The organism is Cupriavidus sp. SW-Y-13, from assembly GCF_009793345.1.
Taxonomy (GTDB): Bacteria; Pseudomonadota; Gammaproteobacteria; order Burkholderiales; family Burkholderiaceae; genus Cupriavidus.
This window is the reverse complement of the sequence record NZ_WHLX01000002.1, coordinates 2383182-2404469: the sequence shown is the minus strand read 5'-3', so window position 1 is coordinate 2404469 and position 21288 is coordinate 2383182. Positions and strand designations below refer to the sequence as shown.

The window sequence follows — 21288 nt, the reverse complement described above, 5'->3', positions numbered from 1 at the left end:
TCTCCCGCGCGCGGGAGAGGGGTTGGGGGAGAGGGCTTGAGGTTCTGCTTGCCGACTGGTGGCAATTTGAACTGCCGGCCCTCTCCCCCGCCCCTCTCCCGCCATGCGGGAGAGGGGAGAACACCAAGAGTGGATTTGGACGTTACTGCGGCACCAACTCCACCCGCTCCTTGCTCTCCTTCTCCACCGCCTTCCTTGTATAAACCAGCGGGAAATATTCCCCCTTGGCCCAAAGCGGTGCGAGATCCCGATAGTGAGGGCTCGCCGGATTGCCCGACTGCCCCGGCGTGTTGATTGCGCGTGACGCATCCCAGTTGCCCACATCGAGCACCATGCGGAACGATGCGCCAGCCGTCAACTGGAAATCGCTGTTGCGATAGCTCGTGTTCATCGGCGTAAATGACGATCCGCCAATCGGGCCCGCGTTCACGTCATACTGCGCGCGCGCATTCTGGTCGAGGATGGCATTGAGCGGATGGTTGAACACGGCGGTGTGCAGCTTGCCCCACTGCCACGTCTTCGTATCGGTGCCGAGTTTCTTCTCGATATCGCCCATCGCCACTTTCAGCGTAGACGTCATCACCTCGTTACGTTTCTCCACTGTCATCCACGTGTCGGGGCGCTCCAGCACCGCGATCACGCGGCTGGCGTCGCCTGCACCAACGAGGCGCGCCGCTTCCGGCGGCAACGCCGCACGCACCACGGCAGTTCGCAAGTGCTTGCTGAACCAGACCTCGAACAACGCCGCGGCCGCGCTGTCCGCGCGTTCGTTGCCATCCCAATTGCGCAGCAGATCGAGACCGCGTTGCACCTGCGCATCGCTGCTGTTCAACGGCTTGAGCAGTGCCACCACACGTTGCGCGGGCAGCGATACCGTATCGTTCTGCCACGCCATCGAGTCTTCCAGCGAACTGCGCGGATTGGCGGCGACCACCGACTTCAATCGGCGCGCGCGCGAGCTGTCGCTCCACTCGTAGCCCACGCCGATCTTCGCGGCAGGATGGTTGGCCGGGATATTGTTCTCGTTGGCCGTCACTACATAACCCGGCGCAGGGTTGAACGCCCACGGCAGCTCGTCCATGTTGCGATAGCCCGCCCACTCGTAGCGGCCATCGCCGGGCACCGGCATCAGGCCGTCCCAGTTCGGACGATTGACCGTGAGGCCGCCCGGAATCCAGCCGATATTGCCGGAGCGGTCTGCATAGACCTGGTTCTCGCCCGGTGCACCCCAGCGATTCATCGCCGCGCGGAACTGGTCCCAGCTTTGCGCGCGCATGTAATCCATCGAACCGAAGTACGGCGCCATGCCGAGGTCAAGCCACGCCGCGCGCAGGGCGTACGCGCGATTGGTCTTGCCATCGGCGTAGAGCACCGGCCCGTGGCGCGTGTAGTCGATCGACACCTTGCGCGGCGTGGCCTCACCCTTCACGGCAATCTGCTCGGTGACGGTTTCCATCGGCTCCCAGCGGCCTTTGTAGCGATACTCGTGCGGCTGCGCAGGATTGGTCTCGTAGATATAGAGATCTTCCTGGTCCATGTAGAACCGCGTCAGGCCAAAGGCGATGGTGCCATTGTGACCAATCGAGATGCCGGGCAGGAACGGCTCGCCCGCGCCGATCACGGATAGACCCGGCGCATTCAGATGGCTGATGTAGCGCAGGCTCGGCGCGCCATGCGCGCGGTGCGGATCGTTGGCGAGAATCGGCCGACCAGTGGTGGTGCGGCTACCCGAAATCACCCAGTTGTTCGAACCCAGGCTGCGTGCGGTGTCGCTCGATGCATCGAGCGTGGCGTACAACGCATTCACCGGAATGTTCTCGGCCTTGGCCACAGGCTGCGACCACCACTCCTTGGGGAAGCGCGGCGCGGCAGTGGCGAGGTCATACGCCTTGCGCAATTCGGCCACGGGAATGTTGCAGGTGTCGAGTCCCTCCGGCACCTTCGGCTCGACGGGCGGATCCAGTTCGCGGCGCACCCAGTCGGCACGCACCGCATTCGGCTTCGCGTAGCAGAAGAGCTGCGCGCGATCGATCTCGCCTGTGAAATTGAGCGTCAGGCCGTGATGGCGGATGCGCACGATATCCTCGGCACGCCAGCGCGACGGCTTGTAGTTGAGCGCCTTGAACTCGGGCGGCAGCAACTCGGGGCGTGCCTCGACCTGCGCCACATAGGCGTTCACACCCGCGACAAATGCCTCGGCCACGCGCTTCGCGTCGGAGCCATACGCCAGCCACTCGCGATACATGTCCCCGCGAAACAGCACTGCGCGCGCCATGCGATCACCTTCGACATAGGCCGGCCCGAAGTCCTTGGCCATCTCGCCGAGCCCCCGCTTGCGCCACAGATCGATCTGCCAGAGCCGATCGCGCGCCGCCATGAAGCCCTGCACGTAGAAGGCGTCATACAGCGTGTTGGCGTAGATATGCGGCACCCCCCAGCGATCCACGAGCACCGTGGCGGGCTTCTCCAATCCGGCTACGGTGAATTTATCGGGACCGGCGGCGTTGGCCGCGAAAGGGGCAGTGGCAAGGCACGCAACCAGGGCGGCGCGGGCGAAGGTATGCATGGGACGGGCGGCTTTCATTGCTGTTTTTCCTCGTCTGGAACTGAGTTGCGAGGATAGCCGAATGTTGGGGGTGGGGGCATGTGGCGGTGCGGCATATTGCCGACACCGTTTGCTATGCGCTCCCCTCTCCCATGAAGTGGTGTACAGACCGGAGACATGGGTAACAGGTGTTCGGAGACATGGGTAACACGTGATCTGCGCGTATCACAGTACGCGCAGGTCGAGTTCCCCTATCTCAAACCGGCTGAACCAGATGCCGAAGCAGCCGTCCTCCTTCTTTGGGCGTAGCGCGATGCGCTGTCCGATGAAAGCCTTGCCAATCTTCACGCGTCGTCTCCGCACTTCTATCCGCGCGTTGCTGCCCACTTTATAGACCAGGTCCGTCGACAGGTACTCCACTTCCGGCAGCGATTTGGGATAGGCGATGGTGCTGGCACGGTAGTGCTCGAGCGGCACCTCCATCTTCAGCGCCTCGTGCGGGCGCTGGCCGTTGTAGCGTTCGCGATAGTGATCAAATGCACGCTGGGCTTGCGCGTTATCGACAAAGCAGCGGTCCTGCAATAGCTCGACCTTGAGCGTGCGATGAAAGCGCTCGTCCTTGCCCTGTGTCTGAGGATGATATGGGCGCGAATGACTGACGGCGATGCCCAAGCGCATCAGCCACACCGTCAGCGCCGTATAGCCCAAGCCGTCCGCACCTCCGCCCCAGGGCGGTCCGTTGTCCATGGTCATGCGCTGTGGCAACCCATAGCGCTGGAACGTCGCGATCAGTCTTGGCTGGACCGTTTCGCCGCGCTCATCGTCACACGCAGCCAGGCACAGGCTAAAGCGTGAATGGTCATCGAGTACCGTCAGCGGATGGCAGTGCCCGTGGCGGTTGGGCACATGGCCTTTGAAGTCCATCTGCCACAGGTCGTTGGGCTGCGCATGCTCGAAGCGCCGGAACGGCGCCTGCGCAGCGGCCATGCCTTCGCCCAGTCGGCCGTGGCGACGCAAAATCTCGTGAACGGTACTGGGCGCCGGCACCCAGGCCGTGCCCTCGTTGCGCAGCAATCGCGCCAGCTTGCGAGCGCCCCAATAGGGGTTCTCGTCGCGCAGCACAACGATCCGCTGCTCGATGTCCTCGTCGGTCCTGGCGGGACTCAGTTCCGGCCGACGGCTCTGGTCGGCGAGCCCATCCGGGCCTTGCCCGTCATACCGCTGCAGCCACTTGTACAGCGTCTTGGGCGAGATGCCGTAGCGCCTGGCCAACTCGCGACGATTCGCTCCCGGCTGGCTGGCCAGCACCATTAATTCCCTGCGTTGATCCATGAGTGACACTTCCTTCCACGGCATGGCAGGTCTCCCAAAAGACACTGCCAGCCAGTCTAGATGTGTTACCCATGTCTCCGAACAGGTGTTACCTATGTGTCCGGGCTATACAAAGTGGGAGAGGGGTGGGGGAGAGGGCTGGAGGCTCTGCTTGCCGACTTGTGGCAACGCATTGCTGGCCCTCTCCCCCGCCCCTCTCCCGCACGGCGGGAGAGGGGAGCAAACAGTTAGCGGTTGAGAGTCGGGCTAATACACATCCCGCCGATACCCCCCAGCCTCCACCATCCCCTGCAACCGCTCCTCTCCAAGGATCTGTGTCAGCACCGCATGCACCCCACCCGCCATGCCTTGCAGACTCCCGCACACATAAATCGCCGCGCCCTGCTCCACCCATTGCGCGATCATCGCCGCATTGGCCTGCACGGCGTCCTGCACATAATGCGGCGCACCACCATCGCGCGACCAAGCGCGGTCCATGCGCGCGAGGACACCCTGCTTGATCCACGCATGCAGTTCTGCCCCATGGAAATCGTCATGCGCGGCCGAACGCTCGCCGAACAGCAGCCAGTTGCGATGATGCCCTTGTACAGCCCGTGCCTTGAGTATTGCGCGCAGGCCCGCGAGTCCCGTGCCGTTGCCGATCAGGATCAGCGGGCGACCATCGGTCGGTGCATGGAAACTGCGGTTGGTCCGCACACGCAACGCGAGATGACCGCCAACCTGCGCATGTTCGGTGAGCCACCCTGACGCCAAACCCAGCTTGCCGTCCGCATGAAACGTCTGCCTGACGAGCAACTCAAGCCGGCCATCGGACGGAAGCGAAGCAATCGAGTATTCGCGATGCGGCAGCGGTGGCAGCGCATCGATCAATTGCTGGGAATTCAATCCGGCCAATGCATCGAGATGCGTATCGGGCAACGGCAAACGCGTGGCCAACGCCGCAGCCAGCGGCATCGGGCGGCTGTCGCAACGCACAAGCTGTGTGCCGTCGAGCGAGAGATGCGCAAGCAGCCGCGCTACGACATCGGGCGGCAGGCATGGTCCTACCTCGGCGATATCGCCCGCCTGCCAGTCCAGTGACCCGGAAGCTTCGGGCACCAGCGCCAGATGGAATGCCGGCGCGCCCAGACTGCCGGGATTCAGCAACTGTCGCTCCACCAGTTGCCAGCGGCCATAGCGCGGACGTTCCCAATCCGCGATCTCGGCGCCGCCGCTCAGTGCAGACAGATGGTTCTGCCAGTGGCGCAACGCTCCGGCATCGCCGTTGTCCACTTCGACCATATCGAACAATGGTTGCGCGTGATGGCGTTGCAGCCATCCCGACAAGGCATGGCCGAACGCGCAAAAGCCTGCATAGCTGCTATCGCCCAGTGCAAGCACGCCATAGCGAAGTTGTTTCAATGCGTCGGGCGTAGTGCCAGATAGCAATCGTCTTGCGAAACCCGATGCGCTATCAGGCGCGTCGCCCTCGCCCGTGGTGCTGACCAGGAACAGCGCCCGATCGCACGCAGCAAGGTGCGATCCGTCGAGATCGGTGAACGACAGCAATTGCACCGGCATGCCCGCACCCTGCAGCGCACGCGCGGTCTGCTCGGCCAGTTGTTCGGCAAACCCGGTCTGGCTGGCATAGGCAACGAGCGTGGGTCGCACATTGCTATCCGATGTCGATGTCACCGAGGCCATGCGCGCGGCGCGACGGCGGCGATGCGTCATCACGATCGCCGCGCAGAATCCTGCATACGCGATGACAACACCTGCAGCCATCGGCACGCGACCATGTGCGAGCATGGCCAGTGCCACGCCAGCGAGAAAGACGATCCAGCAGACCTTGCGCATCATGAAAGCATCGCGGCAAAAGCCGGCGTGGTCAGTTCATCGAAACCATCGGGTGTACGCACCAGCAGGCGCGCGGCCAGCGTATGACGTTGGGCGAAAGCCAGCCCGGCGTGCGGGCCGAGCACCATCAACGCCGTCGACAACGCATCGGCCATCATGCATTCGCGATGAATCACCGTGACCGACGCCAATGCATGCGCGGTCGGATAGCCAGTGCGGGGATCGATGGTGTGCGCATAGCGACGGCCATCGGCTTCGAAGTAGCGGCGATAGTCGCCGGACGTTGCCACCGACAAACCCAGCAACGCGATCAGCGTGCGCTGCGCGGCATCGGCATCGGCCACCGGCGATTCGAGTTCCACCCACCACGGCATGCCATCGGGCTTGAGTCCCTGTCCGCGCAGTTCGCCGCCGATCTCGACGAGATGATGCGCAACGCCGCAACCATCGAGATAGCGCGATACCGCATCGACACCGAAACCCTTGGCAATCGCGCAGACATCCAGCGAGAGTCCGCCCGGCTGTCTCACGCGGCGTTGCGATGCATCCACGTCATCGGCATGCAGCCGCTGCCAACCGCAATGCTGGCACACGCGCGCCACATCGTCGGATGATGGGGCGACGGTACGTTTCCCCGCAGGACCGAAGCCCCAGAGATTCACCAGCGGTCCTGCCGTGGGATCGAAAGCACCGCCGCTATCGCGCGCCACCTGCAAGGCCGCCTGCAACACGATGAAAGCGTTTTGCGGCAGCGTCACCCAGCTATCGCCATCCGCGCGATTGAATCGGCTCAGGTCCGATGTCTCGGACCAGTTGCTCATTTCGGCGATGACGTTGTCGAGCACCGCGCGAATGCCTGCATCAATTTCATCGCCATGACGATTCGCAGGCAGCACGGCGCTGACCGTCCACGTGGTACCCATGGTCTCGCCATGCCACTGTCGCACCTGTCCTTGCGGGACAGACGGCGGCGGCGCAGCGAGCGCCACGGGGATCAGCACGCGATGCATCGGCTTCGGTAGTCGTCGCTTATTGCGGCAGCACTTCCACCGTCACCGCATAGCTGGCGCGGCGTGCCTTGGCTTCCTTGATCGACGTCTTGTCGTCGCGGATTTCGGCTTCCATCCAGTACATACCAGCCGCCGGATACTTCACGCTGAACTTGCCGTCGGCGTCCGTGGTTGCCTCGATCTCGTTCAGGCGATCGCGATAGCGGATGCCACCCGGCACCACCGCTACCTTCTGGTTCGCAAACGGCTTGCCATCGAGCAGCAGGCGGAAGCTGGCCGCTTCGCCAACGATCAAATCATTCGGATGCGTGATCGGCGCCAGTTCCAGACCCTTGCCCGTCGTGGTCAGCACTTGCTTGCTCGGACGGCCGTTGGTCACGTACGACTCCACGCGGCCCGCCTGTTCGCTCACCTGCAGATCCTGCGCATTGGCCGGCACGTTGGCGGCCAACGCATTGGCGGCACCGCGCCAGCGCTTGGTCTGGCCATTCTCTTTCCAGCTTGCAAACACGCCCTGGTTCACCACGGCGAGACGATACGTGCCGGGCTGGGTCAGATGCACATCGAACGTGCTGCGATACTTGCCCGTCGAGGCGTTCTCGGCCTGCACGGGCTTGCCGTCCGGGCCGGTGATGGCGAGGTTGTCGAGCCGCATCGGCACATGCTCGAAATAGAACAGGTCATTGGACACGGCGGCGTCCACCGTCACCCATGCGTCCTTCTCGGACAGCACCGTGGCCGAGGGCAGCAGCCACTGCCGATGCGCATGCGCGGCCAGCGGTGCGAGCGCGGCAAGGGCCAATACGGCGAGTCGGATGGAGATTCGGTTGCGGACAGGCTTGGTCATCGTCAGGCTCCGGTCAGGATCAATTCGCATTCAGTTCGGGATGGCATCAGGGTTTCACGTCGACGGTCACGCCGCCGAGTTCGTGCTCGCCCTTTGCATTGGTGGACTGCGCGGCTTTCGGCGGCCACACGAACGGCACGCGCACCAGTTCACGTCCACCCACTTCACGCGCGGCTTCCACCACGATCTGGTATTCGCCCGCCGGCAGCTTGCCGAGTGGCGCCTTGCCTTCGGTGAACGTCATCGTGTGTTCGCCCGGTGCGCGCGTGGCGCCCGAGACACCATCGGCCGGCATCTGCATGTCGCGGCCCGCCTTGCGCCACCACTGGCGCATGTCCTTGAGCCACTTGGTACCTTCGCCTTCCTTGTTCTTCGCGTCGTACATCACGGACAGCGTCGTGACGTGGCTCTGATCGGCGCGCTCCACCCACATCGCCACATAGGGACGGTGGTATTCGGCCACGTTCAGGCGGGGAATCTCCACCTTGACGCTCAGGCTGGCGGCCATGGCGGGTGCCAGTGGCGCGGCTACGAGGCCGGTCATGGTGACGGACAGAAGTCGGCGCATCTCGGAACTACCTCTCTCGATGGAATGGTTTCAATGGATGAACAGGATGGCCAGCAGCAGGGGCACCACCAGCCCCGCGCCCACCAATGGCCACGTGGCCATGCGTCCGCCCGCGTGAAGCTTGAGCAGGACCAGCCCCGTGATACTGAAAATCAGGCAAGCGAAGGCGAACACATCGATAAACAGGCTCCATGCGCGCCCGGTGTTGCGACCCTTGTGCAAATCGTTCAGGTACGAGACCCAGCCGCGTGATGTGGTCTCGAATTGCACGTCGCCCGAATCGAGTTCGACGCTGACCCATGCATCGCCGCCGGGGCGCGGCAGCGCGATATAGATTTCGTCGGCGGACCATTCGGCCTCGCGCCCCGCTGCTTCCACATCCATCTGCTTGCCCAGCCAGTCAGCCAGCACGCGTGGCACTTCGCCCTTGATGTTCTTCGTGGCGGCTTCCGCAGGCGCGGCAAGCTTGAGCGCGTCGAGCACTGCGCGCGGGGCCGTGCCGGAGTGCGTCACCACCTTCGGACGCGCTTCGATCTGTCCGGCGTGGTTCAGCGTGAATCCGGTGATGGCAAACAGCAGCATCCCGATCAGGCAGATCGCGGAGCTGATCCAGTGCCACTGGTGAAGATGCTTGAGCCAGAACGCACGGCGCTGCTGGCCGGTGACTGGCGTGGAATCGGTCATGCGGTGATGAAGGAGGATAAGCAGGAGATACCGGCCAACTGGCGATGGCATCACAATGCCCGCCCAAACCGACCGATGATAATGGTTCTCATTTTGGAGAGCAACGCCGTGCGGCATTTCGACGCCCGCCGTTTCGTTACGGCGCGTTACGCTGCCACGAACTGCCACAAATCTCCGTTGCATCGCGCTGCGGAGTGGCACGTCCGCCACTATTACCCAATTGGTAGTAATCCTCGATCAAGTTTGGTGTCCGGGCCGCCGTTAGCGCCGCTCATGGAGGACGACGTGCGAATCGTCCCGACATCGATCACGAGAAACGGAGGAGACGGATGCTGCAAAACCTGAGTCTGAAAAAGAAGCTCATGCTGCCCCTGGTGCTGAGCTGGGTGTGCCTGTTGGCCATCACGTTGTGGAACGTCTGGCAGATGCGCGAGATGCGTCTGGCGGATCGCAAGGTGGCGCTCGAACAGGTCACCGACACTGCTAATTCAGTAGTTGCCGAATACGAGGCGATGGCCCGTGCCGGCAAGATGAGCACCGAAGACGCCCAGAAGCAGGCGCTCGACCGCGTGCGTGCGATGCGCTTTGGAGCCGATGGTTATTTCACGCTGATGCGCTCGGATGCCGTGGTGCTGATGCACGCCATCAAGTCCGAACTCAATGGCAAGAACATGTCGGACATGAAGGACCCCAACGGCGTCTACCTGTTCCGCGATATCGCCCAGATCGGCAAGACGCAAGGCCGCGGCTTTATCGAATACCTGTGGCCGAAACCCGGTGCCGAAGCCCCGCAGCCCAAGCTGAGCTACGTGCTGAACTTCAAGCCGTGGGACTGGGACTTCATCGCCGGCCTCTATCTCGACGACATCAACGCCGAATTCCGCACGTCGCTCTGGAAGGCGCTCGGCTGGTTGCTGGCCGTGGGTGCGTTGATGAGCGTAGTGATGGTGCGCATTGCCGTGGGCTTGCAGAAGCAGCTCGGCGGCGATCCGGCCGTGACCTCGCGCATCGCCGCAAGCATTGCCGAAGGCGATCTCGCCACGCCTGTGCAGGTGGCACCGAATGATCGTGACAGCGTGCTGTTCAACATGCAGCAGATGCAGGCACGGCTGACTGGTGCCATCGGCCAGATTCGCGGTTCCGCCGATTCCATCGCAGGCGCGGCACGCCAGATCTCGGCGGGCAACGTCGATCTCTCGCGTCGCAGCGAGGAACAAGCCGCCTCGCTGGAGCAAACCGCCGCGAGCATGGAAGAACTGACCGGCACCGTGCGCCAGAGCGCCGAGAATGCACGCCAGGCGGCACGATTGGCCGAAGGCGCCTCGGACATCGCCACGCGCGGCGGCGAGATCGTGCATCAGGTGGTGGGCACCATGGGCGAGATCAAGGCGGCCTCCGGCAAGGTGGTCGACATTATTGCGGTGATCGAAGGCATCGCGTTCCAGACCAACATCCTGGCGCTGAATGCTGCGGTGGAAGCCGCGCGTGCCGGTGAACAAGGTCGCGGCTTCGCGGTAGTGGCCGGCGAGGTGCGTAGCCTGGCGCAACGCAGCGCCACGGCCGCCAAGGAAATCAAGTCGCTGATCGACAACTCCGCGCAGCGCGTGGAAGACGGCGCCGTACTGGTGGAAGGCGCAGGCCGCGCGATGGAAGAAATCGTCAGTGCAGTCAAACGCGTGACAGACCTGATGGGCGAAATGCGCGCCGCCACTGAAGAACAGAGCGGCGGCATCGAGCAGGTCAATCAGGCGGTATCGCAGATGGACCAGATGGCGCAGCAGAACGCCGCGCTGGTGGAGGAAGCCACTGCCGCAGCCGCATCGCTGGAAGACCAGGCCGATGCGCTGCACCGCGCGGTGGGCCAGTTCAGGCTGGCGGGAGCGTTGTAAGCACGAAATAACCACAAGCGGGCCAACAGCCCGCAGGACGGGAAGACCGGGGGGTCAGTGGGCGATGCCGTGAGGCGTCGCCCTTTTTTTTGGATTGACCTGACCTCTCGGTGAACTCCCCTCTCACAATCGACTGGACTCCGCGCGCCGCGCAGCCATTCACGCGATGACCGCCGCTACCCGAAACACATTCCCCTCCGGATCTGCGAGCACGGTCTGCCACTGCCCGTAGTACGTCTTGAACGGAGCCTTGACGATGGTCCCGCCGAGGCTCGTCATCAACGCCGCTGCGGCATCGACACGTGCCAATGCTTCCACCATGAACGTGGCATAGGCGATCGTGGGCGCGTTCGTACCATCGATGGGTTTCCGATCCGCAAGCCCCAGCGACTCGTACGCCGGCTCTGCGTTGAAACCGAACTGGAAGTCCGGGGTTTCGAGCGCGCAGTAGATCGGCGAGCGGCTCGCCGCCGCTTCCGGCAGGTCAAGTACGCGCTGATAGAACGCCAGTTGTGCGTCAATGTCCCGGCAGAGCAGGTTGAACCAGAGCTTCATGCCACGGCCTCCGGCACATAGGTCTTTCGATACATCTCTGTCAGATGCTCGCCTGCCGTGCACGGTGCATAGCGCGGAGTCTCGCCTTCCGCAACGGTACCCGGAACGGGTTCGATGCGTGCCAGATAGTCGGGTTCGTAGAAGAACGGAATCGAGTAGCGCGGCAAGCCATCGGAATGCACGTTGCGCACGCGATGCGGATTCGAGTGATAGTGACCGTTGGTCCAGCGCGGCACCATATCGCCCAGGTTGACCACGAAGCAGTCTGCCATCGGCGTGGCGGCCACCCACTGTCCATCCGGCATCTGCACTTCGAGACCACCGTGCTGGTCCTGCGCAAGGATCGTCACGGCGCCCCAGTCCGTATGCGCACCGGCGCCGAACGTTCGATCATCGGCATCGGCCGGATGCGCCGGATACCGGATCATGCGCAGCGTCACCATCGGGCTGTTGCTCGTGTGATCGAAGTAGTCCTCAGGCAGGTCCAGCGACAGCGCCATCAACTGCATGAGCCGGCGTGAAAGCGTCAGCATCGCGTCGATATAGGTTTGGCACTGCGCGGGCGCCTGCGGCAGTTCCACGGGCCACTGATTGTGACCATAGGTCTGGTAGCCCGCCACCACATAGGGATGGTCATCGGGATACGCCATCCCGCAGTAAAAGCTCTCCTTGAGGTCGGGCCGCGCTGCGGCATCGAGCCGTTGATCGCCAAGGTTCTCGAAGCCGCGCATCGTCGGCGAATTGCCCATGGCGAGCGCATGACGCGTGGCATCCGGCAGATCCAGCAACGCCTTGGCCAGCGCGAACTGCTCCGCTACCAGTTGGCGTGGCACGCCGTGATGGCGAATGTAGAAGAAGCCCGATGACATCGCGGCGGCACGAAAAGCCTGCGCCACCTCGGCGCTGCGCGGCGCACCGGGCGTCAAGGCATCCGCAAGATCGATCATGGGAATCGACATGATGCAGGCCCCCCTTACGCCTTGAGCTTCCGATCCGCTGCCGCAGGCAGGAACTGATCCGTCCAGATATCTGCAGCGGTCATCGGCTGCTTGATGCCGAACGCGCCTACCGTCTCGTCGACGGTCGCCTGCAGACGCGCCTGCGTGGCCGCGCCCCAGCCATCGCGTTGCGTATCGGGCGTGCGCATCGATCCATCGACGATCAGTTTCAGGCGCTCGAATTCCAGCGTCTGATCGGCCAATGGCTCGCGTGCCTTCACGGCGGCAGCGCCCGCCTTCGGGTCCGCCATCGCCTCGATCCATCCGCGCGTGGATGCCTTGACGAAGGCCTTCATCGCCTCCGGCTGTTCGGCCATGCTCTTTCGATTGGCCACGAGTCCGTTGCCATACGATTTCATGCCGTAGTCCGAGAAGCGGAACACAGTCAGCTTCTCCGGCCCGAGTCCGCGCGCTTTCAGGTTCAGCAGGCCGGTGAAATAGAAATACGCAGCCGCATCGAAATCGCCTTTCGCAAAGCGCGTATCGCCAATATCGGGCGTGGCGTTCTCCCACTTGACCGTTGCCGGATCGAAACCCTGCGCCTTGGCGAATACGGGAAACAGCTTGCGCGAAGCATTGAAAGGCTGACCGAGGATGGTCTTGCCCGCGAGGTCGCCAGGCTTGACGATGCCGCCGCCCTTGCGAACGATCACCGCATTGGGATTCAGGTCGTACTGGATCGCCACGGCCTTGAGTGCAGCAGTGGGATTGGCCGCGTTGAATTCAATCATCGCCGCCAGGTCTGCGGATGCGCAATCATAGGCACCGCCCGCTACCAGGCTGATGGCCGAGGCCGAGCCGTTGCCGGTATCGATCACCACATCGAGGCCGGCATCCTTGTAGTAGCCGCGCTGCAGCGCCAACAGGAAGCCGGCGCCAGACGCTTCCACTTTCCAGCCGAGATTGAATTTGAATTTCTGCAGCGAACCCGAGGCACGGACGAAAGCCGGTGCGGCCAGCAGGGAAGAAAACGCGGTGGCGCCAGTGGCGCGCAGGAAGGTACGGCGTCGCATGGAAAGCACTCCGGAAACAGGCGTGGATACACGTGGCGAGCAATTTCCGGGCGGCAGAACTGCCGCTGAACGCTTCTACTCTCCGCGCTGTATCCACGCAGGTTCCGTGCCAAGAATCTGGCGACACCTTGCACCGCAATGCGGCACGATGCGCCACGACGGCGCACTCCGATCGATCAGGCGATGGCCGTGGCAGGCAACGATGCGGGTGCGGTCCACTGCGGCAGCGCCGTACCGTCCACCAGTGCTTCCACATGCCGATGCGCGAGGGCCGGACCCACGCTCATGCCGACCCCGCTATGCATCAGCGCCACCGTGGTGCGGTCGTCTATACGCGTGATCGAAAACGCGCCGCTGCCCGGCGTGTGACGCTTGGCACCGTACACACCCTGCCAGCGCTCCACCACGCGCAGCTTGCTGCGCAGCGTATCGCGTGCCAGATCCAGCATGATGCTGTCCACGGATTCCGCATTGAACGGACGCGCATCCTGGCTGTAGTCGTGCGAGTCGCCGATGATCCAGTCACCATAGGGCGTCGGGCTGACCAGCAGGTGGATGCCGTGGCGTTGCAGCTCGGGACGCTGTTGCTCGATCTGCGTGGCGAGTGCCCGTGCCGTCTGCAGATCGGCAAACGCGCCGTAGTGCGTGCACGACAAACCCGTGAGCACCGCGTGCTGCAGATGGAAGCCATCTTCCGGCGTCACGCGCAGCATCTGCAGGCGACACACCTGCGGCTCCAGCGCGCGCAACTGTTCGGCGCACAGCGTCTGGTAGTCGTGACCGCTACACACGATCACGCGCTGCGCGTTGCAGACGCCCGCCGTGGTATCGAGCCGACCATGGTCCACGCCTCGCACCAGCGTGCCGAAATGGAAGCGCACGCCCTGCGTGGCGAGCCACACGGCCAGCGCGGGAACGGCTTCGCGCGAGTACAACTGCAGATCGTCGAAGCCCTGCAGCGCCGACCGATGCATGGCGAAGCGGCCGTCATAGAGGCCGGCCAGATCGGCACCGCGCAGCAGCTTCACGTTGTAGCGGAAAGCCGGCGCGCGCGTATCCATGAACTCTTCGAGCACGGCGTCTTCCGTGCGGTCACGCGAGAACAGCAGCGCGCCATTGGCACGTGCCGAGATACCCGCGCGCTCGGCCCATCCCAAATACAGCGCACGGCTTTCGCGTGCCAGATCCAGCATGATGCCGGGCGGCTGGCCGGTCACCAGCATCTGCCCGAAATTGCGGATCGAGGCGCCTACTGCCACTTCGCTGCGCTCGAACACCGTCACGCGCAGGCCGCGCTTGACGGCGGCCGCTGCGTGCGCCAGACCGAGGATGCCTGCGCCGACAATTGCCACGTCGGTGCTGGCATCCAGGCCCCCTTGAAATGCGGGTGCTTCCATCACTTACTTCTTCTCCGACTTGCCGTCATAACGCTTGGACCACTCGACGAGGATGCGATCACGATTCGCGCTGGCCCATGCGAAATCGTTCTTGATCAGGCGCTTCTCGTAATCGGCCGGCAGCAGTGCATCCGGCTTGGAGAAACCCGGGCTCGCCACCACGGCAAAGTTCTTCTCGTACAGCGCCATGGCAGCGGGGCTTGCCGAGAAATCGGCAAGCTTCTTCGCGGCCTCCACGTTCTTCGTGCCCTTCATGATCGCGGTGGCCTCGACGTCCCAGCCCAGACCTTCCGCCGGCAGCACGATGTCGATCGGCGCACCATCCTTCTTCGTCTTCACGGCGCGATATTCGAACGCGATACCGATCGGGAATTCGCCCGATGCAGCCATCTTGCACGGCTTGGAACCCGAATGCGTGTACTGGCCGATGTTCTGGTGCAGCGCATCCATGTAGGCCCAGCCCTTCTGCTCGCCCATCATCTGCAGCCACGCGCTGACGTCGAGATAGCCCGTGCCCGACGAGGCCGGATTCGGCATCACGATCTTGCCCGCGTACACCGGCTTGGTCAGGTCTGCCCACGACGTGGGCTTCGGCAGGTTCTGCTTTTGCGCTTCCACGGTGTTGAAGCAGATGGCCGCGCCCCACACATCCATGCCCACCCATGCCGGCGGGTTGGCGCTGCTGCGGTAGCGTGCGTCGATCTTCGACAGGTCGGCCGGTGCGTACGGCGTCAGCATGCCTTCCTTGTCGAGAATCGCCAGGCTCGATGCGGCGAGACCCCAGATCACATCGGCGCGCGGGTTGTTCTTCTCCGCCAGCAGCTTGGCCGTGACCACACCGGTGGAGTCACGCACCCACTTGATTTCGATATCGGGATTCGCCTTCTCGAACGCTGCCTTGTACGCAGCCACCTGGTCTGCTTCGAGCGCGGTGTAGACGGTCAGGGTCGTGGCGGCATACGCCGACGTGCTGAGCACCATCGCAGCGGCGACGGCCAACAGGGAAAGACGTGCAGTCATGGTTTTCTCGTTTCAGTGGTTAGGGGTGCAACGATCAAGCGATTCAGACGCATTGCGGGCGTTCGCCGCTCGCCATGCGACGGTTGATATCCGCGACGACAACCGGCAGGTCGGCAATCGTGTCGATCTCGTAGTGCGGGCGGCATGCAGCAAAGCCCGCCGAAATGGCTTCGCGATGATGGGCACGCTCGTCATCGGACAGCGCCGCATAGTCTTCGTACGGCAGGCCCAGCGTGTTGCCCGACATCAGCAACGCCACGGTCCACATGCCGGCGCGATGGCCTTCTTCGATACCGGGCACGGTGTCGTCCACCTTCACGCAGGCGGCCACATCGCCGATACCGAGATCCACCACATTGCGTAGTGCCTGCGCGGGGTACGGACGCGCACGCGGCACGTCATCGCAGGCCACTACGCAGTCAGGCTGGTAACCGGCTTCGGCAGCGAGTGCCACTACGCGATCCATCACCACGCGCGGATAGCCCGAGCACGAACCGATCTTCATGCCGGCCTCGCGCAGCGCGGCAATGGTCTCCAGCGCGCCGGGGATCATGGCCGAGTGCGTGCCAACCTTGGCGATCTGCAGCGGCATGAAGCGGTTGTAGATGGCGGTCACGTCTTCATCGGTGGGCATGTGACCGTGCGCCAGCGAGAAACGCGTGGCAATCGCACTGTCGTTGCACAGCGTGCGGATGTGGTCCCACTTGCCCAGGCCCATCGGACCACGCGCTTCGTCGAGCGTAATGGCCACACCGAACTCCGCGAAGGCTTCCACGAAGATCTGCGTCGGTGCGAACGACCCGAAATCGACGACCGTACCGGCCCAGTCCAGCACGGCGGCTTCCAGGCGCAGCGGTGCAGGGTTGCCCGCCGGGCGAGTCTTGATCGGGGAGATATCACCCATGTTCATGTTTCCTTTCAACGAGTTCAACGGGAGGCCGTGCGCCAGGCTTGCGTGCGCCGCATGACGCCGCGCATGGCGAACTCCAGCAACAGCGATACGACGATGGATGTGACGAGAATCAGCGTGGACATGGCCGCAGCGGGACCGATGTCGCCGGCGTCATCCATGTTCAGCACAGCTACCGAAGCCAGCACGGTGTCAGGGCTGTACAGGAAGATCACGGCGGATACCGTGGTCATCGCCGAGACAAACAGAAAGCGTGCGCAGGACAGCACGACGGGCAGGCACATCGGCAACGTCACGCGGCAGTAGGTGCGCAGCGCCGAGACCTTGAGCGAGGCCGATACCGATTCAAAGACCGGATCGAGCTGACCGAGCGACGCCACCGACGTGAGGTGTGCCGTGGTGGCGCAATGCATGATCGTGCAGAGCACCATCAGCGTCATGCTGCCGTACAGGCCATTCAGCGGATTGTCCGGATGGTTGAAGAAGAAGACGTAGCCGAGACCCAACACAAGACCGGGCACCGCCATCGGCAGCAGCACGGCAAAGCGGATCACCGGATGCAGCCATGTGGCCATGCGCGTCTTCTCCACCAGCCATGCACCGGTGAAGATCAATGCGGTGCCGAACATCATGGTCAGCGTGGCGAGCTTCAGGCTGTTGCGATACGCCAGCCAGCCGCCACCATCCATATTGTCGAAGTCGTAGTTGCGCAGCGACAGGTCGAGGTTGTACGGCCACAGCTTTACGAGCGATGCGCCCACCGCCGTGGCGAGCATCAGCAGAATCCAGCCGATCACGAGCGTGGTCAGCAGCAGATAGAGTCCATCGCGCAAGCGATCCGGTTGCGGCTGATACGGCTGCGCGCGGCTCGCCAGCGCGGCATGCTGGCGGCGCTGCACGATGCGCTCGACACCGAACGTCAGCAGCGCAGGCAGCAACAGCATCAGACCGATCACTGCACCGCGCGCGAATTGCTGCTGGCCCACCACGGCCTTGTACGCTTCCACGGCCAGCACCTGATAACTGCCGCCCACCACGGTGGGGACGCCGAAGTCCGTGGCGACGAGCGTGAAGACCAGTGCGAACGCGCCGAACAATCCATAGCGTGCACCGGGCAGCGTGACCGTGCAGAACGTGCGCCACTGCGTAGCACCCATTGCGCGCGCTGCATCGTAGAGTCGCCCATCGGCCAGCGTCAGCGTAGCGAGCATCAGCATCAGCGCGTAGGGGAACGTGTAGAACGACTCGCCCAGCACGATGCCCCAGAAGCCGTAGATGCTCGCGCCGGGCATCCATGCCTTGAACAAGCCCTGATTGCCGAACAGATAGACGAGTGCGATACCCGGCAGCAGCGACGGCGCAAACAGCGGCAGCATGGCCAAGGTGCGCATCGTGCCGCGCAGCGGCATGCGCGTGCGTTGCACCGCGTAGGCGAAGGCGAAGGCCAGCGGCACGACGATGGCGGCAACAGTGCCGGACACGGCCAACGTGCGACCCACCATCGCCAGGAAATTCGGAGCCTGTACGACATGGGCGACCAATGCCAGGCCGTGCTGATCGGTGCCATGCGCGCCGGCAACCAGGCCGGTGGCCTGCAGCAGCATCATCGCCACCGGCAACAACAGGCCGAGCGTCAGCAGCAACAGCCATACGAGCTTCATACTCGCGAGCATCGGCGCATCGGTGCGCCAGAACTTTGTGCGCGGCGTGGATGCGGCGGGCGTGATGGCCATGACGTGGGCTTCGCGTTGGATCATCGGCATCGCATCCTCACGCGTAGACCCGCAGGCCGTCGCGCGCCAGCGCGATCCACAGCTTGCTGTCGCCAACGTCCGCGCGCAGTGCATGCGACGGGACTTCGGCCACCAGCGGCGCGTCGGGCAAGCCGTCGATAGCCAGCGTCAGGCGCGTGCGGCTGCCCAGATAGATGTGTTCGACCACGCGGGCGAGATGGCGATTGGGTGCATCTTCAGCGGCGTGCAGTGTCACGGCTTCGGGACGGCAGAACAGGCGGGGCGCTCCGTTGGCGACATCGGCATCGGCATTCCCGTCAATCGACAACGCCTTGCCGGCCAGCATCGGCATACCTTCCGCACTGCGCGACAACGGCAGCCAGTTGGCCTGACCGACAAACCCGGCGACGAATGCCGTGGCCGGTTGTGCATAGATGTCGGCGGGTGTGCCGGTCTGCTCGATGCGACCGTTCGACATCACGGCGATGCGATCGGCCATGGCCATCGCCTCGTCCTGATCGTGCGTGACCATCACCGTGGTCACATTCAGCTTGCGCTGCAGGCGGCGCAGTTCGATGCGCAAGTGTTCACGCACCTGCGCATCCAGCGCCGACATCGGTTCGTCGAGCAGCAGCAGCGACGGTGCGGGCGCCAGCGCGCGCGCCAGTGCCACGCGCTGCTGCTGGCCGCCCGACAGTTGCGAGGGATACCTGGCCTCGCTGCCCGAGAGACCGACCAACGCCAGCATCTCGGACACCCGCTCCCGCGCACGGCTGCCGCGCACATCACCGAGGCCATAGGCCACGTTCTGCGCAACCGTCAGGTTGGGAAACAGCGCATAGGACTGAAAGACGATGCCGTAGTCACGCTCGCCTGGCGGCAGGCTGGAGATATCGCGGCCACCGGCCACGATGCTTCCGGCATCCTGCGCTTCGAGCCCGGCGATGATGCGCAGCAGCGTGGTCTTGCCACAGCCGGACGGGCCCAGCAGGCAGACGAATTCGCCCTGCGCCACATCCAGCGACACGCCTTCGAGTGCCGTGAACGCACCAAAGCGGCGCGTGACTTGCCGCACGGAGAGAAACGGTCTGGCGTTGCTCTGGTTCGGGTGGAAGGTTGGCTGGAACATCGGCGGGGGCGGTTGAGATAACAGCCCCCAATGTAGTCAGCCGGCATGTAGCCATCGTGGCAGTTAGCCCAAATGCGCCAATGCCTCCATTCCCGGTTTTTGTATTGGAGTGGTGGGTCCGGCTTACGCAACCGGGTGCACGAGCCCCAGGAAAGCCGCAATCAGCCGCGCCTCGCTGCGGTCGTGCAGGCAGTACAGGTATTCGCTCAGTTCAGGCTGAGCATCGTCGAACGTCAGCATGCGCAGGTCCGGATGGCTCGGCACTTCCTGCCGCGCAATCACGCTCACACCCAGGTTGCGCGTGATGGCCTCGCGTATGGATTCGCGGCTGCCAATCTCCACCGTGGACGCTGGCGTGACACCCGCCTGAGCCATCATCGTCTCGGTCATCGCACGCGTTGTCGATCCCGCCTCGCGTACCAGTAGCCGGCATTGCGCCAGCATCTTCACCGGCACACTGTTGCGGGCGGCCAGCGGATGGCTGCGATGCACCACCAGCACCAGCGGATCGCGCGCCAGTTCGATCCGCAGGAAGCGCGCATCATCCACGCGATGCGACGACGACGCCACGTCCACGCGATATTCCTGCAACGCTTCGAGCATCTGCGCCGAGTTGCCCGCCTCGATGCTGACGTCGATGCCGGGATGATCGCTGCAGAAACGATCGATGATGTCGAGGATGTAGTACGGCCCGGTGGCGCCAATGCGCAAATGCCCGGTGGCCGTGCCGCCGGAATTGCGCAGGAAGAACTCGATCTCGGTTTCCTGGCGGACCAGTTCATCCACCAGCGGCATCAGCCGCACGCCTGCATCGGACAGCGCAAGGCGACGGCCGCCCCGGTAGAACAGTTCGATGTTGTACGCCTCTTCCAGCGCCTTGATCTGCGAGGTCACGGTCGGCTGGGACAGACCCAACTGCTTGGCGGCCAGCGTGATGCTGCCCATGCGGGCGACCATGAAGAACGACTTGAGTTGCGCGACGAGCATGGGAGCGGGCGAGATGAGTGTCGGGCCGGAATGGCGGCCCATTCTAGCGGAAGCGCCTGACAGCGCCCCGCTCTCCCCGCATCAGTAAGCGCGCGCCAGGAAATCCCGCGTACGCGCATGCACGGGCGCACCGAACAGTTGCTCGGGCGCGCCTTCCTCCACGACCTTGCCGCCATCCATGAAGACCACGTGGTTCGCCACGTCACGGGCAAAGCCCATTTCGTGCGTGACCACGAGCATCGTCATGTGCTCGTCGGCAAGCTGGCGCATGGTGCGCAGCACTTCGCCGGTGAGTTCAGGGTCCAGCGCGGAAGTCGGTTCATCGAACAGCATGATGTCCGGCTCCATCGCCAGCGCGCGTGCGATGGCCACACGCTGCTTCTGCCCGCCCGAGAGCCGCGACGGATAGTTGTCGCGCTTGTCGGACAGACCCACCTTGTGCAGTAGCGATTCGGCGATGGTGATGGCCTGGTCGCGCGGCATGCGCTTGACCGTGATTGGCGCTTCGATCAGGTTTTCCAGCACGGTCAGGTGCGGAAACAGATTGAACGACTGGAACACCATGCCCATCTTCGCGCAGACGCGCCGCACGGTGGCCGCATCGGGATACTTCGCGCGGCCTTCCACCGTGGACACCAGCAACTCGCCCGCCACGCGAATCTCGCCGCTATCGACCACTTCCAGATGATTCAGGCAGCGCAGCAACGTGCTCTTGCCCGAGCCGGACGGACCGATCACGGCGGTCACGTCGCCCTTGTTCAGCGAGAGCGAGACGCCCTTGAGCACCTGCAGCGTGCCGAACGATTTGTGGATGTCGCTGGCAACGATCATCGGC

At 63.8% G+C, this 21288-nt stretch carries 18 protein-coding genes; 1 reads left to right on the top strand and 17 read right to left on the bottom strand.

What is annotated here, in order from left to right:
• Positions 1-142: 142 nt before the first annotated feature.
• From GA566_RS26245 to GA566_RS26215, 7 genes are all read right to left on the bottom strand, one after another.
• Complete coding sequence (locus GA566_RS26245; protein ID WP_160474468.1) at positions 143-2584, bottom strand: penicillin acylase family protein; 2442 nt, start codon at positions 2582-2584, stop codon at positions 143-145.
• Between the two features lie 186 nt (positions 2585-2770).
• Entirely contained in the window at positions 2771-3901 is a 1131-nt protein-coding gene (locus tag GA566_RS26240) for an IS481 family transposase (RefSeq protein ID WP_137928650.1), read from the bottom strand.
• 222 nt (positions 3902-4123) lie between these two features.
• Positions 4124-5716: a sulfite reductase flavoprotein subunit alpha gene (locus tag GA566_RS26235; RefSeq protein ID WP_160474467.1), complete on the bottom strand. Its 1593-nt coding sequence runs from the start codon at positions 5714-5716 to the stop codon at positions 4124-4126.
• The gene (locus GA566_RS26230; RefSeq protein ID WP_160474466.1) at positions 5713-6723 is read right to left on the bottom strand and encodes an FAD:protein FMN transferase; all 1011 of its coding nucleotides are present in this window, start codon (positions 6721-6723) and stop codon (positions 5713-5715) included. The genes GA566_RS26235 and GA566_RS26230 overlap by 4 nt, the downstream gene beginning before the upstream one ends.
• Positions 6724-6742: 19 nt before the next feature.
• Positions 6743-7570 (bottom strand): DUF4198 domain-containing protein, encoded by an 828-nt coding sequence (locus GA566_RS26225; RefSeq protein WP_160474465.1) that lies wholly within the window; start codon positions 7568-7570, stop codon positions 6743-6745.
• 46 nt (positions 7571-7616) lie between these two features.
• On the bottom strand, positions 7617-8138 hold the full coding sequence (locus GA566_RS26220) for a DUF2271 domain-containing protein (protein WP_160474464.1): 522 nt from the start codon (positions 8136-8138) through the stop codon (positions 7617-7619).
• Between the two features lie 30 nt (positions 8139-8168).
• The gene (locus tag GA566_RS26215) at positions 8169-8822 is read right to left on the bottom strand and encodes a PepSY-associated TM helix domain-containing protein (RefSeq protein ID WP_137928129.1); all 654 of its coding nucleotides are present in this window, start codon (positions 8820-8822) and stop codon (positions 8169-8171) included.
• A gap of 329 nt (positions 8823-9151) precedes the next feature.
• Between GA566_RS26215 and GA566_RS26210 the strand changes: the two genes are divergently transcribed.
• On the top strand, positions 9152-10711 hold the full coding sequence (locus GA566_RS26210; protein ID WP_160474463.1) for a methyl-accepting chemotaxis protein: 1560 nt from the start codon (positions 9152-9154) through the stop codon (positions 10709-10711).
• Positions 10712-10870: 159 nt separating this feature from the next.
• Here the strand turns inward: GA566_RS26210 and GA566_RS26205 are convergent, their stop codons facing one another.
• The 10 genes from GA566_RS26205 to GA566_RS26160 form a co-directional block, all read right to left on the bottom strand.
• Positions 10871-11266: a VOC family protein gene (locus GA566_RS26205; RefSeq protein ID WP_160474462.1), complete on the bottom strand. Its 396-nt coding sequence runs from the start codon at positions 11264-11266 to the stop codon at positions 10871-10873.
• Complete coding sequence (locus GA566_RS26200) at positions 11263-12225, bottom strand: isopenicillin N synthase family oxygenase (protein ID WP_160474461.1); 963 nt, start codon at positions 12223-12225, stop codon at positions 11263-11265. Before GA566_RS26200 ends, GA566_RS26205 begins: the two co-directional genes overlap by 4 nt.
• A gap of 14 nt (positions 12226-12239) precedes the next feature.
• Positions 12240-13277 carry an ABC transporter substrate-binding protein gene (locus tag GA566_RS26195; protein ID WP_137928133.1) on the bottom strand — a complete coding sequence of 346 codons (1038 nt, stop codon included), beginning with the start codon at positions 13275-13277 and terminating at the stop codon, positions 12240-12242.
• Between the two features lie 176 nt (positions 13278-13453).
• Positions 13454-14674 carry a TIGR03364 family FAD-dependent oxidoreductase gene (locus GA566_RS26190; protein WP_171020520.1) on the bottom strand — a complete coding sequence of 407 codons (1221 nt, stop codon included), beginning with the start codon at positions 14672-14674 and terminating at the stop codon, positions 13454-13456.
• A 3-nt stretch (positions 14675-14677) separates the two neighbouring features.
• Positions 14678-15694 (bottom strand): putative 2-aminoethylphosphonate ABC transporter substrate-binding protein, encoded by a 1017-nt coding sequence (locus GA566_RS26185; RefSeq protein ID WP_160474460.1) that lies wholly within the window; start codon positions 15692-15694, stop codon positions 14678-14680.
• A 43-nt stretch (positions 15695-15737) separates the two neighbouring features.
• Complete coding sequence (phnX, locus tag GA566_RS26180) at positions 15738-16598, bottom strand: phosphonoacetaldehyde hydrolase (protein WP_160474459.1); 861 nt, start codon at positions 16596-16598, stop codon at positions 15738-15740.
• Positions 16599-16621: 23 nt separating this feature from the next.
• The gene (locus GA566_RS26175) at positions 16622-18367 is read right to left on the bottom strand and encodes a putative 2-aminoethylphosphonate ABC transporter permease subunit (RefSeq protein ID WP_160474458.1); all 1746 of its coding nucleotides are present in this window, start codon (positions 18365-18367) and stop codon (positions 16622-16624) included.
• Positions 18368-18374: 7 nt separating this feature from the next.
• The gene (locus tag GA566_RS26170; protein WP_160474457.1) at positions 18375-19466 is read right to left on the bottom strand and encodes a putative 2-aminoethylphosphonate ABC transporter ATP-binding protein; all 1092 of its coding nucleotides are present in this window, start codon (positions 19464-19466) and stop codon (positions 18375-18377) included.
• A 123-nt stretch (positions 19467-19589) separates the two neighbouring features.
• Positions 19590-20453 carry a LysR family transcriptional regulator gene (locus GA566_RS26165; protein ID WP_160474764.1) on the bottom strand — a complete coding sequence of 288 codons (864 nt, stop codon included), beginning with the start codon at positions 20451-20453 and terminating at the stop codon, positions 19590-19592.
• Positions 20454-20534: 81 nt separating this feature from the next.
• Complete coding sequence (locus GA566_RS26160) at positions 20535-21284, bottom strand: amino acid ABC transporter ATP-binding protein (RefSeq protein ID WP_160474763.1); 750 nt, start codon at positions 21282-21284, stop codon at positions 20535-20537.
• Positions 21285-21288 lie beyond the last annotated feature (4 nt).

Bases quoted from the DNA above. Each gene is read 5' to 3' on its own strand.
- GA566_RS26245 (WP_160474468.1), bottom strand. From the start codon at position 2,584: ATGAAAGCCGCCCGTCCCATGCATACCTTCGCCCGCGCCGCCCTGGTT.
- GA566_RS26240 (WP_137928650.1), bottom strand. From the start codon at position 3,901: ATGCCGTGGAAGGAAGTGTCACTCATGGATCAACGCAGGGAATTAATG.
- GA566_RS26235 (WP_160474467.1), bottom strand. From the start codon at position 5,716: ATGATGCGCAAGGTCTGCTGGATCGTCTTTCTCGCTGGCGTGGCACTG.
- GA566_RS26230 (WP_160474466.1), bottom strand. From the start codon at position 6,723: ATGCATCGCGTGCTGATCCCCGTGGCGCTCGCTGCGCCGCCGCCGTCT.
- GA566_RS26225 (WP_160474465.1), bottom strand. From the start codon at position 7,570: ATGACCAAGCCTGTCCGCAACCGAATCTCCATCCGACTCGCCGTATTG.
- GA566_RS26220 (WP_160474464.1), bottom strand. From the start codon at position 8,138: ATGCGCCGACTTCTGTCCGTCACCATGACCGGCCTCGTAGCCGCGCCA.
- GA566_RS26215 (WP_137928129.1), bottom strand. From the start codon at position 8,822: ATGACCGATTCCACGCCAGTCACCGGCCAGCAGCGCCGTGCGTTCTGG.
- GA566_RS26210 (WP_160474463.1), top strand. From the start codon at position 9,152: ATGCTGCAAAACCTGAGTCTGAAAAAGAAGCTCATGCTGCCCCTGGTG.
- GA566_RS26205 (WP_160474462.1), bottom strand. From the start codon at position 11,266: ATGAAGCTCTGGTTCAACCTGCTCTGCCGGGACATTGACGCACAACTG.
- GA566_RS26200 (WP_160474461.1), bottom strand. From the start codon at position 12,225: ATGTCGATTCCCATGATCGATCTTGCGGATGCCTTGACGCCCGGTGCG.
- GA566_RS26195 (WP_137928133.1), bottom strand. From the start codon at position 13,277: ATGCGACGCCGTACCTTCCTGCGCGCCACTGGCGCCACCGCGTTTTCT.
- GA566_RS26190 (WP_171020520.1), bottom strand. From the start codon at position 14,674: ATGGAAGCACCCGCATTTCAAGGGGGCCTGGATGCCAGCACCGACGTG.
- GA566_RS26185 (WP_160474460.1), bottom strand. From the start codon at position 15,694: ATGACTGCACGTCTTTCCCTGTTGGCCGTCGCCGCTGCGATGGTGCTC.
- phnX (WP_160474459.1), bottom strand. From the start codon at position 16,598: ATGGGTGATATCTCCCCGATCAAGACTCGCCCGGCGGGCAACCCTGCA.
- GA566_RS26175 (WP_160474458.1), bottom strand. From the start codon at position 18,367: ATGCCGATGATCCAACGCGAAGCCCACGTCATGGCCATCACGCCCGCC.
- GA566_RS26170 (WP_160474457.1), bottom strand. From the start codon at position 19,466: ATGTTCCAGCCAACCTTCCACCCGAACCAGAGCAACGCCAGACCGTTT.
- GA566_RS26165 (WP_160474764.1), bottom strand. From the start codon at position 20,453: ATGCTCGTCGCGCAACTCAAGTCGTTCTTCATGGTCGCCCGCATGGGC.
- GA566_RS26160 (WP_160474763.1), bottom strand. From the start codon at position 21,284: ATGATCGTTGCCAGCGACATCCACAAATCGTTCGGCACGCTGCAGGTG.